The sequence below is a fragment of the Streptomyces sp. BB1-1-1 genome (genome assembly GCF_031597775.1).
GTDB classification, from domain to species: domain Bacteria; phylum Actinomycetota; class Actinomycetes; order Streptomycetales; family Streptomycetaceae; genus Streptomyces; species Streptomyces thinghirensis.
On sequence record NZ_CP134203.1, the window covers coordinates 579912 to 595334 of the forward strand.

Genomic DNA, 15423 nt, shown 5'->3' on the forward strand with positions numbered 1-15423 from the left:
CGTCGGCCTGAACTCATTATGCAGTTGCCTAAAGCCTTTAGGCAACTTAGCCTCATGGGTATGAACCCGTTGACCGACAAAGAGATCCGTGCCGCCTTCGTGAACTGCACCAAGGGCGCGGCCAAGCGCCTGTCCATACCCCACGACCTGGCCGACCGCCCGTGGGACGACCTGGACTACTTCGGGTGGCGGGATCCCCAGGCGCCGGACCGCGCCTACCTGGTGACCGAACTGGGCGGTCGTCCGACGGCACTCGCGCTGCGCTCCTCCGGCGCCGCCTCCGGGCAGGCACGCCGCAGCATGTGCTCGATGTGCCTGACCACCCACTCCGGCGGCGTCTCCCTGATGGTCGCGCCGAAGGCGGGCAGGGCCGGGCAGCAGGGCAACTCGGTGGGCGCCTACATATGCAGCGACCTGGCCTGTTCGCTGTATGTGCGGGGCAAGCGGGAGGCGGGCGCCGGCGCGCGACTGCACGAGACGATCACGCAGGAGGAGAAGATCCGGCGGACCGTGGCGAACCTCGCGGCATTCGTCGACAAGGTGATCGCATGAGGGGCGTTCCGCGACACCTCCTATGATCCGGTAATGATCAAGGGCGGTGCGCTGGGCGGCTGCCGGCGGGCCGCGTGACCGTACACAGGAGGCATGAGCGCAGGCAGCGAGGGGACCCCGACGACATGTCCCAGCCCCACCTGGTCACGTTCGGGCACGGCACCGCGGGCCGCTCCGCGCTGGCCGAACTGCTGCGTGGTGCCGACGTCGCCGCCGTGGTCGACGTCAGGACGGCGCCCGGCAGCCGCCGCGACCCCGACCTGCTGCGGGACCGGCTCGCCGGGTGGATGCCCGAGGAGGGCCTCGCCTATCGGTGGGAGCAGCGCCTGGGCGGCTTCCGCAAGCCGGTGCCGGACTCGCCCGACGTCATCTGGCGCAACACCTCGTTCCGCGGGTACGCCGGACACACCCGCACGCCGGAGTTCGTCACCGCCATGGACGAGCTGCTGGAGCAGGCGGCGCGGGAACGCACCGCGGTCATGTGCGGCGAAGCGGTGTGGTGGCGGTGCCACCGGCGCCTCATCGCCGACTTCGCCGTCCTGGCCCGCGGCACGCCCGTGGACCACCTCATGCACGACGGCCGCCTGACGGCCCACTCCCCCACCCCCGGCGCTCGACTGCGGACGGACGGCCTCCTCGTCTACGACGACGAGGAGGCGGCGGCGGCGAAGTCGGCCGCGTCGAGGTCGGGACGGTCGTAGCGGCGAGGCGGAGGCAGCGGACATGCAGCGCAAGGGCGGGCGCCGGCGGGAGACCGGCGATCACGACGTCGAGCCGGTCGAGGCGGTACTCGACGAGCTCTACGCGACGCCGCCGTCCGAATTCGTCGCCCGTCGTGAGGAACACGCCGCGGCCGCCAGAACGGCCGGCCGTAAGGAGGACGCCCGCCGCATCCACACCGCCCGTCGGCCCACGCTGGCGGCCTGGGCGGCGAACCTGCTGAGGCGCTCCCGACCGGAGGAGAGCCGGCGGTTCCTGGAGCTGGGGCAGGCGCTGCGCGAGGCACACCGCACCCTGGACGCGACCGGCCTCAAGGAACTCTCCGCGCAGCGTCGGCACATCGTCTCCGCCCTGTCCCGGCAGGCCGCCCAGCTCTCCCGCGAGGCCGGACACCAACTGTCGCAAGCGGCGCAGCGGGAGGTCGAGTCGACCCTGCGCGCGGTCCTCGCGGACCCGGACGCGGCCGGGCAGTGGGCAGGCGGACGCCTGGAGGTCGCCCTCACCCCGCCGTCGGAGTTCCCCTCGGACATCGCGTCGGCCGAACCCGCACCGCGCGAGCGACCCCGGCCGGACACCCGTCGGCGCGCGTCCGCGGGCCGGGCGCGGGACGAACTCGCCGAGCGGCGCCGCAAACGGCAGGAGGAACTCGCCCGGGCCGAACAGGCCGCGGAGGACGCCGCGCGACAGCTGAGTGACAGACGCGCGGAAGAGGCCGACGCCGAGGCGTCCCTGCGGCGGACCGACGAGGAACACGAGCGGGCACGCGAGGAGGTGTCCGCCGCGGAGCAACGACTGAGGCAGGCACACGAGGAACTCGACCGGGCCGAGCGGGAGCGGCGCGATGCCGACGAGCGGAGGCGTACGGCCGCCGACGCGCTCTCCCGGGCCGAGCGGGAGGCACATGAGACCGCGCGCGAGGTCGACCGTTTGGCCGGCCGTGTCAGGTAGTACGGCCCTCCCGATTGAGTACTCGTACTCATGAGGTGTTTCCCCCCGCCGGGGGAGGCTTGCCGTACCAGCCACCCAGAGGGAGCCAACCGTGCGCACCACCGGCCGAGTTCACCGCCCGTCGCCCCCGCGCGTCAACCGCGCGACGCGGTCCGCCCCGGGGTTCGCCCTGGTCTGCGTGACCGTCGCCACGATCCTGACCGGCTGCTCCATGCAGGAGGCGACCTGCGGCGGCGGCGAGTACCCGGTCATGACCATCGGCAGCACCGGCAGTGCCTGCGTTCCCAACGACGAGGAGCCGCCCGAGGGTTACACCCGTTACCCCGAGGGCAAGGTCCCCGAGCACGTCGGCGACGAGTGGGACACCTACTGGCAGACTCACACCGTCGACAAGGACGGAAACATCGTCGAGGTGCCCGGCGGCGAGTGAGTACCAGGTGTCGGCGCTCCGAACATGTGCGCGAGTAACTCGCGGCACATACCACGTTGGCGGCCATACGTGGTATACCGGCCCGGCAGCAAACAGGGGAACAACAGGCGCTGTCCGTCCGTACTATCTGTGTGTCAGCACAGCCGGTGGCAGTCTCCAGTTCTCCGCTGCCGGGCGCCGATCGGACATGGTCCCCATGTCCCGCGCCTGATGTCCCGCCGTTCCTCACGAGCCTTCACGGCCGCGAATCGAGGAGAGTCAACACCATGTCCGAGAGCACGATGCAGGCCGCCACCCAACTGGCATCGCAGTACAGCGTCCAGGTGACCGACGACCTGGAGCGCAACATCAAGGAGCAGGAGCGCATCAGCGCGGAGATCACCGCTCTGCAGCAGCAGCTGGCCGCACTGCAGCACGACCACGCCCTGCTGGTGAACATGCAGCAGGCGCTCGGCATCACCTCCCCGTCGGCCCAGCCCGCGAGCGCCACGGAGCCCGCCGCCGCGACCGACACGGCCGCCGTCCCCGCTCCCCGGGACAGTGCCGCCACGGAGTCGGCCGCCGGAAAGCGCACGCGGAGCAGGAAGGCCGCCACCGCTCCCAAGCGCGCCGCCGCCCCGAAGCCGGGTGCCAAGCCGGCCTCGAAGACCGACGCGGCGCCTGCCACCAAGTCGACCGCCAAGCCGACCGCCAAGTCGTCCACCAAGGCCGCCAAGAAGCCGGCGGCGAAGAAGGCGTCGACGCCGGTCGCCGACCGGCCCACGCTGGTCGAGCTGGTGCGCAACCACCTCGTCGAACAGAGTGAGCCGCGCTCCGCCGCCGAGGTCACCACGGCGCTCGGTCAGGCCAACTCCGGACGCACCATCAAGACCACGGTCGTCCGCACCACCCTCGAGGGACTCGTCGCCAAGAACCAGGCCCAGCGTTCCAAGCAGGGCACCTCGGTCTACTACACCGCCACCGAGACGCCGGAGGCGAAGCAGAAGCAGGAGACGCAGGACGCGGGAACGGAGAAGCCGGCCCCGCAGAGCGACAACTGACGGCGCTCGCGCCCGGCACCGCACACGGTCGCACCGTCCTCCCCCGTCGTGGCGCGGCGCGCGGTCGGGGGGATACGGGGTGAGGATCGGTGGATGGGTGTTGTACTGCCGGTGCTCTTCGCACTCCTCGCCGCGTTCAGCAACGCGCTGGCCACCGTGCTCCAGCGGCGTGCCGCGCTGAGTGTGCCGCAGACCCAGGGCTTCCGCCCGGGGCTGGTGCTCGACCTGTTGCGGCGGCCGGTCTGGATCGGCGGCATGCTGGCCGTCGTCGTCGCCGGTGTGGCGCAGGCGGTGGCTCTGGCGACGGGGCCGCTGTCACTCGTACAGCCGTTGTTCGTGCTGGAGCTTCCCCTGGCCCTGCTGCTGGCCTCGCTGATGACCGGCCGCCACATGAGTCACGTCATGTGGCTCGCCGTCGGCGGTGTCGTCGTCGGGCTCGGTGTCGCGCTGGCGTCGGCCGCGCCCGACGGCGGCGAGGCCGACGTGCCCCTGGATCGGTGGGTGCCCGCGCTGGTGGCCTGCGCCGTGGCGGCCGTACTGCTGACCACGGCCGGTCTGAAGCGCCCCGTCGGCAAGGCCCGTGCCGGTTGTCTCGGTGCGGCCACCGCGGTGTGCTACGCCCTGACGGCCGCTCTCATGAAGGACTCCATGCGCGTCCTGGACACCGACGGCCTGGTCGGCTTCCTGACCACGTGGCAGACGTACGGCTTCGCCGCGGCCGGTGTGGGTGCCGTGCTCCTGCTGGAGCACGCCATGCAGGGCGGCCCCCTCGTCGCCTCCCAGCCCGCCCTCACTCTGGGGGACGCCGCGGTGAGCCTCCTGCTCGGCATCGTCCTCTACCAGGAGGACGTGCGCGCCGGCTGGTGGATCGTGCCCCAGTTGCTCGGCGTCGCCCTGATCGTCATGGGTGTACTCACCCTCGCCCGGCGCGGCATCGACCTGCGCACCGGGCGATGAGCGCGCCGTGCGGAGCCGGGTGGCGGAGGTGAACAAGATGCCCGGAGCCACCATGTGATGCACAGTGGTCGCAATCGCTCGGCGACCCAGAGGGACGGCATGTCACAGGCCGCTGCTTCCGACACCGACGGGGAGTCCCCGCCGGCCGCCAAGCTGCCGCTGTTCACCCTGACGGCCATGGTCGTCGGCTCGATGGTGGGCGCCGGGGTGTTCTCGCTGCCGGGGCGGTTCGCCGAGGAGACCGGCGTCGCGGGGGCGCTGATCGCCTGGGCCATCGCCGGCACCGGCATGCTGATGCTGGCCTTCGTCTTCCAGTCGCTCGCCGTACGCAGACCCGACCTGGACGCCGGTGTGTACGCGTACGCCAAGGCCGGCTTCGGTGAGTACCTGGGCTTCTTCGCCGCCTTCGGCTACTGGGCCAGCACCTGCGTCGGCAACGTGACGTACTGGGTCCTCATCATGTCGACCATCGGCTCGATCTGGCCGGGCCTCGGCGACGGGGACACCGCTCTCGCGGTCGTCCTGTCCTCGATCGGGCTGTGGGCGTTCTTCTGGATGATCCGGCGCGGTGTGAAGGAAGCGACCGCCATCAACAAGGTCGTCACGGTGGCCAAGCTCGTACCCATCGTGATCTTCGTCGTCCTCGCCCTGGTGTACTTCAGGCCGAGCGTGTTCGCCGACAACTTCGGCGGCGCGGACTACGCCGGTTCCCTCTTCTCGCAGGTGCGCGGCACCATGCTGGCCACCGTCTTCGTCTTCCTCGGCGTGGAGGGCGCCAGCGTCTACTCCCGGCACGCCAAGCGCCGGTCGGACGTGGGCAGGGCGACGGTGCTCGGCTTCCTCAGCGTGTTCGCCGTCTTCGCGTCGGTGACCATCGTGTCGTACGGCATCATGCCGATGGCCGAGATCGCCGAACTGCGTCAGCCGTCCATGGCGGGCATCCTGGAGGAGGCCGTCGGCACCTGGGGCCGGGTGTTCATCAGCGTCGGCCTGATCGTGTCGGTGCTGGGCGCCTATCTGGCGTGGACGCTGATGGCGGCGGAGGTGCTCTTCGTCGCGGCCAAGGACGACGACATGCCGCGCTTCCTGCGCCGGGCCAACGCCGTCGACGTGCCCGTGCCGGCGCTGCTGATGACCTCGCTGCTCACCCAGGTGGTGCTGATCGCCACCAGTTTCTCGGACGACGCCTTCAACTTCGCGCTCAACCTGACCAGCGCGCTCTCACTGATCCCGTATCTGCTGGCGGCGGGGTTCGCGGTGCGGATCGGTGCCCGTGCCGACCCGCTCACGGCGGGCGGCCGTACCTCCCGGCGCGAGTTCGTCGTCGGTGTCGTCGCCACGCTGTACACCGCGTTCCTGCTGTACGCGGCCGGTCTGAAGTTCGTGCTGGTCTCCTTCATCCTCTACGCCCCGGCGACCGCCCTGTTCGTGATGGCCCGCCGCGAACAGGGCCGACGGCTGTTCTCGCCCGGGGAACTCGTCGTGCTGGCCGTGTCCGTGGTCGGCGCGGTGCTCGGCATCGTGGCCCTGGCGGCCGGATGGATCAGCCTGTGAGCCGCCGCGTCCCCGTCGTTTCCCCCCTCCCCCCCGCCTCGTCCCGCATCCTTCAAGGAGGCCGTGTGAACAGCAACGAGAGCGCCGCGATGCCCGCGCTCGGCGTCCACTCCGAGGTCGGCAGGCTGCGCAAGGTCCTGGTGTGCTCCCCCGGCCTGGCGCACCGGCGGCTCACCCCGACCAACTCCGACGACCTGCTCTTCGACGACGTGATGTGGGTGGAGAACGCCCAGCGCGACCATGCCGCGTTCGTCGGCGAGCTGCGCCGGCGCGGGGTGGAGGTGGTGGAGCTGCACGACCTGCTGGCGCAGATCATGGCGATCCCGGAGGCGAGGACATGGCTCCTGGACCGGAAGATCACCGCCAACCAGGTCGGCATCGGCCTCATCGACGCGACCCGCGCCTACCTGGAGACCCTGTCGCCCAGGGAACTGGCCGAGTACCTCGTCGGCGGGCTCGCCACCGGCGACCTGCCCGAGGACTTCCGCACCCCCCACCTCACACTGGCCCGCGAATCCACCGGCGCGCGCGAGTACCTGATGCCGCCCCTGCCCAACACGCTGTACACCCGCGACACGACCTGCTGGCTGTACGGCGGGCTCACCCTCAACCCGCTGTACTGGCCGGCGCGGCACGACGAGACGCTGCTGATGAAGGCGATCTACACCTTCCACCCCGACTTCAGGGGCTCGACGGTGTGGTGGGGCGACCCCGAACTCGACTGGGGCGAGGCCACTTTCGAGGGCGGCGACATCATGCCGGTGGGCAACGGCGTCGTCCTCATGGGCATGAGCGAGCGCACCTCGCGTCAGGCCATCACCCAGGTGGCCGCCGCGCTGTTCCGCAACGGCGCCGCACGGCACGTCGTGGTCGCCGGGATGCCGAAGCTGCGGTCCGCCATGCACCTGGACACGGTGTTCACCTTCGCCGACCGGGACGTGGTCACCCTCTACCCCCGGATCATGGACGGGGTGCACACCTTCTCCCTGCGTCCCGGAGACCGCGCGCCCGGCTTCGACATCATCGACGAGGGCACCACCCCCTTCGTGGACGTAGTCGCCAAGGCGCTCGGGCTGTCCTCGCTGCGGGTGGTGGAGACGGGCGGCGACGCCTACGCCTCCGAACGCCAGCAGTGGGACAGCGGCAACAACGCCGTCGCCGTGGAACCCGGCGTGGTGTTCACCTATGACCGCAACACCCTCACCAACGCCCTGCTGCGCGAGGCCCGCGTCGAGGTCGTCACCATCGTGGGCGCGGAACTGGGCCGGGGCCGCGGCGGGGGGCACTGCATGACGTGCCCGTTGGTACGGGACCCCGTCGACTTCTGAGCGCGAGTCCCGCGGGCACGCCACCGCACATCACCGCGCCTCCCGGCCCGCGTTGCTCCGTACGAGTGGTGGGTTTCCGGACACGGCCGTACGGTCGGTACGGGGAGACGGAGAGCGGAGACAGGCGACCCCGAGACGGCCGGGAGCAGACATGGGCAGGAACCCGATGAGGGCAGCGGTCACGCTCTGTGCCGCCGCCGCGCTCGCAGTACCCCTGGGCACGGCCTCCGCCGCACCGTCGGCGGAACGGGCGACATCGTCACAGCAGACGCGGGACCCCGTGCTGGTCGACTGCTCCTGGCGGCCGGAGGTGCGGCCCGAGGCGTTCCTGCTGGCCTGCGGTGACGGCAACAGTCGCCTGGTGTCGCTGCACTGGTTCCGGTGGGACGCGAACGCCGCGGTGGGCCGGGGCAGCAACGCCATCAACGACTGCGACCCGTACTGCGCCGCGGGCACCTTCCACTCGTATCCCGTCACCGTCCGGCTCGACCAGCCGCGGGCCTGGGAGAAGGACCCGGGCGAGCGGCACTACACGCGGATGACGCTGACCTACACCGACGGCAGGCCGGACGGAGCACCCCGCGTCGTGACCTACTCCCTGTGGGCCTGACGGGACGGAGCGGTCAGTCCGGGAGCGCGAGGCGGCAGGTGTCGCCCGGCTGGAGGCGCACCGCGCGGTCCGGCAGCCGGACGTCGAACGGCAGGCTGCCGGAGGCCGGCACGGCGATCTCCAGGCTGCCGTGCTCCAGCCGGAGCCGTACCCCCCAGTGACCCTGGTAGCGGATGGAGAACCCGTACGACGACAGCTCCGGCAGCGGCACCGGGTCCAGCCACAGGGCGCCCGCACGGGTCTCCAGTCCGGTCAGGCCGCGCTGGACCAGGTCGAGGGTGCCGGCCATGGCGCCGAGGTGGATGCCCTCGCCGGTGGTGCCGCCCTGGAGGTCGGCGACGTCGCCCTTGAGGGCCTCCTGGCAGAACGTCCAGGCCTCGGCGCGGCGGGCCCGGGCCAGGATCCAGCCGTGGACGAGCCCGCTGAGGGTGGAGCCGTGGCTGGTGCGGGCGAGGTAGTAGTCGACGGTGCGCTGCCAGGTCGCCTCGTCCAGGCGGTACCCCAGCCGCTCGAAGAGCGAGCGGAGTTCGGCCGGTGAGAAGAGGTAGCCCAGCATCAGTACGTCGGCCTGCTTGGACGCCTGGTAGTTGTTGACGCTGTCGTCCTCGGCCTCCAGGACGCGGTCGAGGCGCCGGATGTCGCCGTAGCGCTCGCGCAGGCCCTCCCAGTCGAGTTCGGCGAGGTCGCCGTACCCGTCGAACTGGCTGACGACGCCCTCGTGGAAGGGCACGTGGAGGGTGCGGGAGACGTCCTCCCACTGTTCCAGTTCGCCGTCGTGCAGGGCGGTGCGCTCGACGAGTTCCCGGCGGCGGGGCTCGGGCAGGTCCGCCAGGACCTCCAGGGTGCGGGACAGGACCCAGGCGGCGGTGACGTTGGTGTACGCGTTGTCGTCGAGGCCCGGACGCACGGCGCCGGGGTAGGCCTCGTGGTACTCGTCGGGGCCGACGACGCCCCTGATGCGGTGCCTTCCCAGGTGCTCGTCCCAGGTGGCGGAGTCCGCCCAGAAGCGCGCGATCTGCAGCAGCATCTCGGCACCCTTGGTGTGCAGGAACTCCTCGTCGCCGCTCGCCTCGCAGTACTGCCACACGTTGTACGCGATCGCCGACCCCACATGGTGCTGGAGGTGCGAGTGGTCCGGCAGCCAGCGGCCCGAGTGCGGGTTGAGGTGGAGCTGCTGGGTCTCCTCGCGTCCGTCGCTGCCGCTCTGCCACGGGTAGAGCGCGCCGCGCCTGCCGATCGCGCGGGCCGCGGCGCGGGCCCGTTCCAGGCGGCGGTGCCGGTAGTGGAGCAGGGCCCGGGACACCTCGGGGAAGTGCAGGTTGAGGTAGGGCAGGACGAACAGCTCGTCCCAGAAGACATGTCCCCGGTAGGCCTCCCCGTGCAGTCCGCGGGCCGGTACGCCCACGTCGAGGTCGGCGGTGTGCGGGGAGAGGGTCTGCAGTACGTGGAAGAGGTGCAGGCGCAGGATGCTGCCCGCCTCGCCGGGTACCTCGAGTTCGGCGCGGCGCCACAGCTGGCCCCAGGCCGTCCGGTGCGACACCAGCAGTTCGTCGAAGCCGGGGGCGTCGGCCACCCGGTCGACGGCGGCCTGCAGCGGGTCGCTGATCGCCGGGTCGCGTGAGGTGTGCAGGGCCACGACCTTGTCGACGGTGACGGTGCGGCCCGGTGTCGCCCGCAGGGTCGTGCGCTGGGTGACCCGCAGGTGCTCCCGTGCCGGTGTGACCGGCGCGGCGGCCGTCGTGCGGGCCGCCAGGCCGACCCGGATGTCCGAGGTGCGGGTGCGGCAGCGCAGCCAGACCGTGCCGTCGTCGGCGCTGCCGGTGTGCACGTGGGTCAGGTGGCGGCCCTCCAGGTCCCGGTAGCGCGGCACCCCGGAGTTGGTGACGCCGCCGTCGAGGGCCGCCTCCACGTCGAGGTCCGCCGTGCCCGCGTCGACCGTGAACTCCGTGCGCATCGCGGCGAGGTGGGGATCGGCCATGTGCACCAGGCGCAGCTGGCGCACGGACAGCACACGTCCCCCGCCGAGCGCGAAGTGGGTGCGGCGCTCCAGCACGCCCGAGTCCAGATGCACGGTCTGGCGGTGGTCGAGTACGTCGGCGGTGTCCGGCGTGAGCCAGTCCCCTCCGGCGACCCGGAAGCGCAGGGGCAGCCAGTTCGGGAGGTTGACCATGTCCTCGTTCTCCACGTCGCGTCCGGCGACCCCGGAGGTGAGCCGGTTGTAACAACCGGCCACGTAGGTGCCCGGGTAGTGCACGTCGTCCGCGACGCACTCGGGCAGCGCGCCCCGGGTGGCGAAGTAGCCGTTGCCGAGCGTGCACAACGACTCGCGCAGCCGCTCCTCGGCGGGGTCGTAGTGGTCGTAGTCCCAGGTAGTGGGCGTCGCCGTCACCGCGAGCCCGCCCAGGACCAGTCGGCGACCTCGGGCAGGTCCACTCCGTGTTCGCGGATCCAGTCGTGGTGGCGCAGCCTGGCGTCCTCCATGCGCTGCCGTACGGCCGCCGCGCGCACGGCGAGGCCGGGTACGCGGTCGATGACGTCCATGACCAGGCGGTAGCGGTCCATGTCGTTGCCGACGACCATGTCGAAGGGTGTGGTGGTGGTCCCGATCTCCTTGTAGCCGCGCACGTGCAGATGTGCGTGGCCGGTGCGCCGGTAGGCGAGCCGGTGGATCAGCCAGGGGTAGCCGTGGTAGGCGAAGATGACCGGCTTGTCGGCGGTGAACAGGCCGTCGTACTCGAAGTCGCTCATGCCGTGCGGGTGTTCCCCGCTGGGCAGCAGCCGGGCGATGTCGACGACGTTGACCACCCGTACGGCGAGGTCGGGCAGGTGGCGGCGGATCAGCTGGGCGGCCGCCAGTACCTCCTGGGTCGGGACGTCGCCCGCGCAGGCGAGCACCACGTCGGGGTCGCGGCTGCCGTCCTCGGTGCCGGCCCAGTCCCAGATGCCGGCGCCCCGGGCGCAGTGCACCTTCGCCTGTTCCATGGACAGCCAGTCGAAGCAGGGCTGCTTGCCGGCGACGATCACGTTGACGTAGTCGCGGCTGCGCAGGGCGTGGTCGGCGACGGAGAGCAGGGTGTTGGCGTCCGGCGGCAGGTAGACCCGCACGGCCTCGGGGCTCTTGTTGATGATGTGGTCGACGAAGCCGGGGTCCTGGTGGGAGAAGCCGTTGTGGTCCTGGCGCCATACATGGGAGGTGAGCAGGTAGTTGAGGGAGGCGATGGGGGCGCGCCAGGGCAGGCGGCGGGTCACGCGCAGCCATTTGACGTGCTGATTGACCATGGAGTCGACGATGTGGACGAAGGCCTCGTAGCAGGAGAAGAGTCCGTGCCGGCCGGTGAGGAGGTAGCCCTCCAGCCAGCCCTGGCAGGTGTGTTCGGAGAGGATCTCCATCACGCGGCCGTGCCGGTCGAGGTCCTCGTCGACGGGCAGCGTCCGTTCCTGCCATGTCTTGCCGCTGGCGGCGTAGACGGCCTGGAGGCGGTTGGAGGCGGTCTCGTCGGGGCCGACGAGGCGGAAGTCGCGCCGGTCGGCGGTGGCGGCCATGACGTCCGCCAGCAGGTCGCCCAGGACCCGGGTGGGTTCGTGCGCGCTCGCGCCGGGTTCGTCGACGGGGACGGCGTACTTCTCCAGTGGCGGCAGGGGCAGCTCGCGCAGCAGGAGTCCGCCGTTGGCGAAGGGGGTGGCGCCCAGTCGGCGTGTCCCCCGCGGGACGGTGGCGAGGACCGCGGGCCGTGGTGCCCCGGCGTCGTCGAACAGCTCCTCGGGCCGGTAGGAGCGCAGCCACTGCTCCAGCTGCGCGAGGTGCTCCGGGTTGGTCCGTACGGCGGACAGGGGCACCTGGTGGGCGCGCCAGGTGTTCTCCACGGGCAGGCCGTCGACCTCGGCCGGGCCGGTCCAGCCCTTGGGGGTGCGCAGTACGATCACCGGCCAGCGGGGGCGGTCGCCGGCGCCGTCCTCGTGCGCGGCGCGCTGGATGGCGGCGATGCGGTCCAGGGCGGTGTCCATGGCGTGGGCCATCGTGCGGTGGACGGCGGCCGGTTCGTCGCCGGTGACGTGGATCGGGTCGTGGCCGTAGCCGCGCAGGAGTTCGTCGAGTTCGGCCTCGGGGAGGCGGGCGAGCACCGTCGGGTTGGCGATCTTGTAGCCGTTGAGGTGCAGGATCGGCAGGACGGCGCCGTCGTTGACCGGGTCGAGGAACTTGTTGGAGTGCCAGGACGTCGCCAGCGGGCCGGTCTCCGCCTCGCCGTCGCCGATCACGCAGGCGACCACCAGGCCGGGGTGGTCGAAGGCGGCGCCGTAGGCGTGCGAGAGCGAGTAGCCGAGCTCGCCGCCCTCGTGGATCGAGCCCGGCGTCTCGGGTGCGACATGGCTCGGCACGCCGCCGGGGAACGAGAACTGCTTGAACAGCCGGCCCATTCCGCTCGCGTCCCGGGTGATGTCCGGGTAGGTCTCGGTGTACGAGCCCTCCAGCCACGAGTTGGCCAGGACGGCGGGCCCGCCGTGGCCAGGGCCCCAGACACACAGGGCGTCGAGGTCCCGGGCCTTGATCACCCGGTTGAGATGGGTGTGGACCAGGTTGAGACCGGGTGAGGTGCCCCAGTGGCCGAGCAGCCGGGGCTTGACGTGCTCGGGGCGCAGTGGCTCGGTCAGCAGGGGATTGGCCATCAGATAGATCTGGCCGACGGAGAGGTAGTTCGCGGCGCGCCAGTGGGCGTCCAGACCGGCGAGCTCCTCGTCCGTGAGCCCGGAGGGCGCCTGCTGCGTGTCGGCGGACATCGGGGGTCCTTTCCGTGTCGGGACAGCGGTCGGGCCGGGTGGGCACGGGTGTCCCGTGCACATCCCAACCCCGCGCGGACCGGCCGGGTACCCGACAGGGCCGTTCGGGTCACGTCGGTTCCCGAACGGAGGCCGGACCCCCCGTACCGGGGGCGGTGGGTGACACGAGCAGCACGGCCGTCACCGGCGCCGACCCCGGTGCCGACCGTGCTGACGCACCGTGTACCCCAACTTCTCTTCCGCACGCAGGAGTTGCTTCGCGCGGACGGAGCCCACGCTTCCGTCGGCCCCGTACTCCCCAATACCCCCCTGGGTATCTCTGTTACGGTGGACGACGGAGATACCCCCGGGGGTAATTTCGGAAGGAGAGTACGCCGTGTTCTTTGTCGAGGTCCTGGAGACCGAGGGGCTGGGCAACCGCAGCTACCTGGCGGGCGGTGCCCGCTCTGCCGTCGTCGTGGACCCGCCGCGGGACATCGACCGCGTCATGGCCGAGGCCGCTCGGCGCGGGGTGCGGATCGCCGCCGTCGCCGAGACGCATGTGCACAACGACTACGTCACCGGCGGGCTGGAGCTCGCCCGCCTCACCGGCGCACGCTACCTGGTGCCGGCCGGGGCCGAGGTGGCGTACGCGCGCGTGGCGGTGGCCGACGGGGACGTGGAGCCGGTCGACGAGGGGCTGGGGCTGCGCGCCGTGGCCACGCCCGGCCACACCCCGCACCACACCTCGTACGTCCTTGAGGAGTCGGGGCGGGCGGTGGCCGCCTTCACCGGCGGCTCGCTGCTGATCGGCGGCGTGGGCCGGCCCGACCTCGTGGAGCCGCGGCTGACCGAGGAGCTGGCCCGCGCGCAGCACGCCTCCGCGCACCGTCTCGCGGCCCAGCTGGAGGACCGGGTGGCGGTGCTGCCCACGCACGGCTTCGGCAGCTTCTGCTCCTCCTCGCCGTCCGGCGGCGAGCACACCACCATCGGCGCCGAGAAGGCGGCCAACCCGGCACTCGTCCAGGACGTGGACACCTTCGTCCAGGAGCTGCTGGCCGGGCTGGAGGACGTGCCCGCCTACTACGCGCACATGGGGCCGGTGAACGCCGACGGCCCCGCCCCCGTGGACCTGACCGAGCCCCGGCGGGCCGACGCGGAGGAGATCGCCCGGCGGCTGGCCGCCGGTGAGTGGGTCGTGGACCTGCGCAGCCGAGTGGCGTTCGCCTCCGGCCATGTCGCCGGGTCGTTCAACTTCGAGGTCGACGGGCAGCTCGCGACCTATCTCGCGTGGATGATCCCGTGGGGCAGACCGGTGACGCTGCTCGCGCGGAGCGCCGAGGACCTCGCCCGCGCCCAGCGGGAACTGACCCGGGTGGGCATCGACCGGCCGGCCGCGGCGGCGGTCGGCTCCCCGGCCGACTGGCTCGTGGACGGGTCCGGACCGGCCTCGTTCCGGCGCGCCACGTTCGCCGAGCTGGCCGCGACGCGGCGGGACGGCGAGGACGTGGTGGTGGTCGACGTACGCCGGGACAGCGAGCGCGCGGACGGCTGGGTCGAGGGCAGCGTGCACCTTCCCGTCCACGAGATCCACCGGCGGCTGGACGAGGTGCCGCCGGGCACGGTGTGGGTGCACTGTGCGGGCGGAATGCGCGCGGCCGTCGCCGCGTCCGTGCTGGACGCCGCCGGACGCGTGGTGGTCGCGGTCGACGACGGTTTCGCCGCGGCGGCCGAGGCCGGTCTCCCGCTGGTCGCGCCCTCGGGCGGCACCGCCGGATGACCCCGCTCGTCCTTGCCCTGCTCGCCGGCGCCGCGGCCGGTCTGTCCCTGGGCGCGCTGGGAGCGGGCGGCAGCATCCTCACCGTTCCCGCGCTCATCTACCTGCTCGGCTACACCCCGGCCGCGGCGACCACGGCGAGCCTGGTCGTCGTGATCGTCACATCGGTCACCGCGCTGGTCGCCCATGCCCGGGCGGGGGCGGTGCGCTGGCGGGCCGGGCTGCTGTTCGCGGCGGCGGGGCTGCTGCCCGCCGCGGTGGCCGGCGCCCTGTCCGCGCGCGTCCCGGGGACCGTACTGACTCTGCTGTTCGCGGCGCTGGCCGCACTGGCCGGCCTGCACATGCTGCGCCGCCGCGCACCGCGCGACAGCGGCACCGTGTCGGGTGTCCGGGCGGCGGGGGCGGGGGCCGGGCTGGGCGCGGTGACCGGGTTCCTGGGGGTCGGCGGCGGCTTCCTGGCGGTGCCCGCGCTGGTGACGGTGCTGGCCGTGCCGATGAGCGCGGCGGTGGGCACGAGTCTGCTGGCGGTCATGGCCAACGCGCTGGTGGCCCTGGCGGCCCGGGCGTACACCGCCGTGCACCTGGATCTCACGCTGCTCCTGCCGTTCCTGGCCACCGCCGTCCTGGGCGCGTGGGACGGCAGGCGGCTGGCGGCGAAGGTCTCCGCCGCCACGCTGCGGCGCGTCTTCGGCGCCGTGCTGCTCACCGTCGCCGTGGCGATGGGCGCCGCGGCGGTGCTGTGAGCGGACGGC

13 protein-coding genes are annotated in these 15423 nt (G+C 72.2%); 11 read left to right on the forward strand and 2 right to left on the reverse strand.

Translation table 11 applies throughout. From position 1 onward, the window contains the following. The first annotated feature begins 60 nt into the window (after positions 1-60). The 9 genes from RI578_RS02540 (at position 61) to RI578_RS02580 (ending at position 8139) form a co-directional block, all read left to right on the forward strand. Positions 61-552 carry an FBP domain-containing protein gene (locus tag RI578_RS02540; protein ID WP_310869485.1) on the forward strand — a complete coding sequence of 164 codons (492 nt, stop codon included), beginning with the start codon at positions 61-63 and terminating at the stop codon, positions 550-552. A gap of 125 nt (positions 553-677) precedes the next feature. Beyond that, positions 678-1253 carry a DUF488 domain-containing protein gene (locus RI578_RS02545; RefSeq protein ID WP_310869486.1) on the forward strand — a complete coding sequence of 192 codons (576 nt, stop codon included), beginning with the start codon at positions 678-680 and terminating at the stop codon, positions 1251-1253. Positions 1254-1275: 22 nt separating this feature from the next. Then, positions 1276-2220: a hypothetical protein gene (locus RI578_RS02550; RefSeq protein WP_310869487.1), complete on the forward strand. Its 945-nt coding sequence runs from the start codon at positions 1276-1278 to the stop codon at positions 2218-2220. Positions 2221-2311: 91 nt separating this feature from the next. Then, positions 2312-2650: an SCO0607 family lipoprotein gene (locus RI578_RS02555; RefSeq protein ID WP_399059320.1), complete on the forward strand. Its 339-nt coding sequence runs from the start codon at positions 2312-2314 to the stop codon at positions 2648-2650. Between the two features lie 266 nt (positions 2651-2916). Beyond that, positions 2917-3690 (forward strand): hypothetical protein, encoded by a 774-nt coding sequence (locus RI578_RS02560; RefSeq protein ID WP_310869488.1) that lies wholly within the window; start codon positions 2917-2919, stop codon positions 3688-3690. A gap of 93 nt (positions 3691-3783) precedes the next feature. Next, positions 3784-4647: a DMT family transporter gene (locus RI578_RS02565; RefSeq protein WP_310869489.1), complete on the forward strand. Its 864-nt coding sequence runs from the start codon at positions 3784-3786 to the stop codon at positions 4645-4647. A 99-nt stretch (positions 4648-4746) separates the two neighbouring features. Continuing rightward, on the forward strand, positions 4747-6201 hold the full coding sequence (locus tag RI578_RS02570; RefSeq protein WP_310869490.1) for a basic amino acid/polyamine antiporter: 1455 nt from the start codon (positions 4747-4749) through the stop codon (positions 6199-6201). A gap of 89 nt (positions 6202-6290) precedes the next feature. Continuing rightward, the gene (locus RI578_RS02575) at positions 6291-7529 is read left to right on the forward strand and encodes an arginine deiminase (protein ID WP_310875644.1); all 1239 of its coding nucleotides are present in this window, start codon (positions 6291-6293) and stop codon (positions 7527-7529) included. Positions 7530-7680: 151 nt separating this feature from the next. Beyond that, positions 7681-8139 (forward strand): hypothetical protein, encoded by a 459-nt coding sequence (locus tag RI578_RS02580; RefSeq protein WP_310869491.1) that lies wholly within the window; start codon positions 7681-7683, stop codon positions 8137-8139. A gap of 13 nt (positions 8140-8152) precedes the next feature. Here RI578_RS02580 and RI578_RS02585 read toward each other — a convergent pair whose 3' ends face one another. Both RI578_RS02585 and RI578_RS02590 read right to left on the reverse strand, forming a co-directional pair. Beyond that, positions 8153-10528, reverse strand: coding sequence for a glycosyl hydrolase family 65 protein (locus RI578_RS02585; RefSeq protein ID WP_310869492.1), 2376 nt, complete (start codon positions 10526-10528; stop codon positions 8153-8155). After that, complete coding sequence (locus RI578_RS02590; protein ID WP_310869493.1) at positions 10525-12915, reverse strand: phosphoketolase family protein; 2391 nt, start codon at positions 12913-12915, stop codon at positions 10525-10527. Before RI578_RS02590 ends, RI578_RS02585 begins: the two co-directional genes overlap by 4 nt. Before the next feature lie 376 nt (positions 12916-13291). On the opposite strand from RI578_RS02590, the gene RI578_RS02595 reads away from it, so the two are divergent. Both RI578_RS02595 and RI578_RS02600 read left to right on the forward strand, forming a co-directional pair. After that, positions 13292-14674: an MBL fold metallo-hydrolase gene (locus RI578_RS02595; RefSeq protein ID WP_310869494.1), complete on the forward strand. Its 1383-nt coding sequence runs from the start codon at positions 13292-13294 to the stop codon at positions 14672-14674. Continuing rightward, a complete protein-coding gene (locus RI578_RS02600; protein ID WP_310869495.1) occupies positions 14671-15414 on the forward strand; it encodes a sulfite exporter TauE/SafE family protein in 744 nt (247 codons plus the stop codon). The genes RI578_RS02595 and RI578_RS02600 overlap by 4 nt, the downstream gene beginning before the upstream one ends. The last annotated feature ends 9 nt before the right edge of the window (positions 15415-15423 follow it).

Excerpts from the sequence above, each read along its gene's own strand:
- RI578_RS02570 (WP_310869490.1), top strand. The coding sequence starts at position 4,747 with ATGTCACAGGCCGCTGCTTCCGACACCGACGGGGAGTCCCCGCCGGCC.
- RI578_RS02545 (WP_310869486.1), top strand. The coding sequence starts at position 678 with ATGTCCCAGCCCCACCTGGTCACGTTCGGGCACGGCACCGCGGGCCGC.
- RI578_RS02550 (WP_310869487.1), top strand. The coding sequence starts at position 1,276 with ATGCAGCGCAAGGGCGGGCGCCGGCGGGAGACCGGCGATCACGACGTC.
- RI578_RS02560 (WP_310869488.1), top strand. The coding sequence starts at position 2,917 with ATGTCCGAGAGCACGATGCAGGCCGCCACCCAACTGGCATCGCAGTAC.
- RI578_RS02575 (WP_310875644.1), top strand. The coding sequence starts at position 6,291 with ATGCCCGCGCTCGGCGTCCACTCCGAGGTCGGCAGGCTGCGCAAGGTC.
- RI578_RS02600 (WP_310869495.1), top strand. The coding sequence starts at position 14,671 with ATGACCCCGCTCGTCCTTGCCCTGCTCGCCGGCGCCGCGGCCGGTCTG.
- RI578_RS02580 (WP_310869491.1), top strand. The coding sequence starts at position 7,681 with ATGGGCAGGAACCCGATGAGGGCAGCGGTCACGCTCTGTGCCGCCGCC.
- RI578_RS02540 (WP_310869485.1), top strand. The coding sequence starts at position 61 with ATGAACCCGTTGACCGACAAAGAGATCCGTGCCGCCTTCGTGAACTGC.
- RI578_RS02590 (WP_310869493.1), bottom strand. The coding sequence starts at position 12,915 with ATGTCCGCCGACACGCAGCAGGCGCCCTCCGGGCTCACGGACGAGGAG.
- RI578_RS02565 (WP_310869489.1), top strand. The coding sequence starts at position 3,784 with ATGGGTGTTGTACTGCCGGTGCTCTTCGCACTCCTCGCCGCGTTCAGC.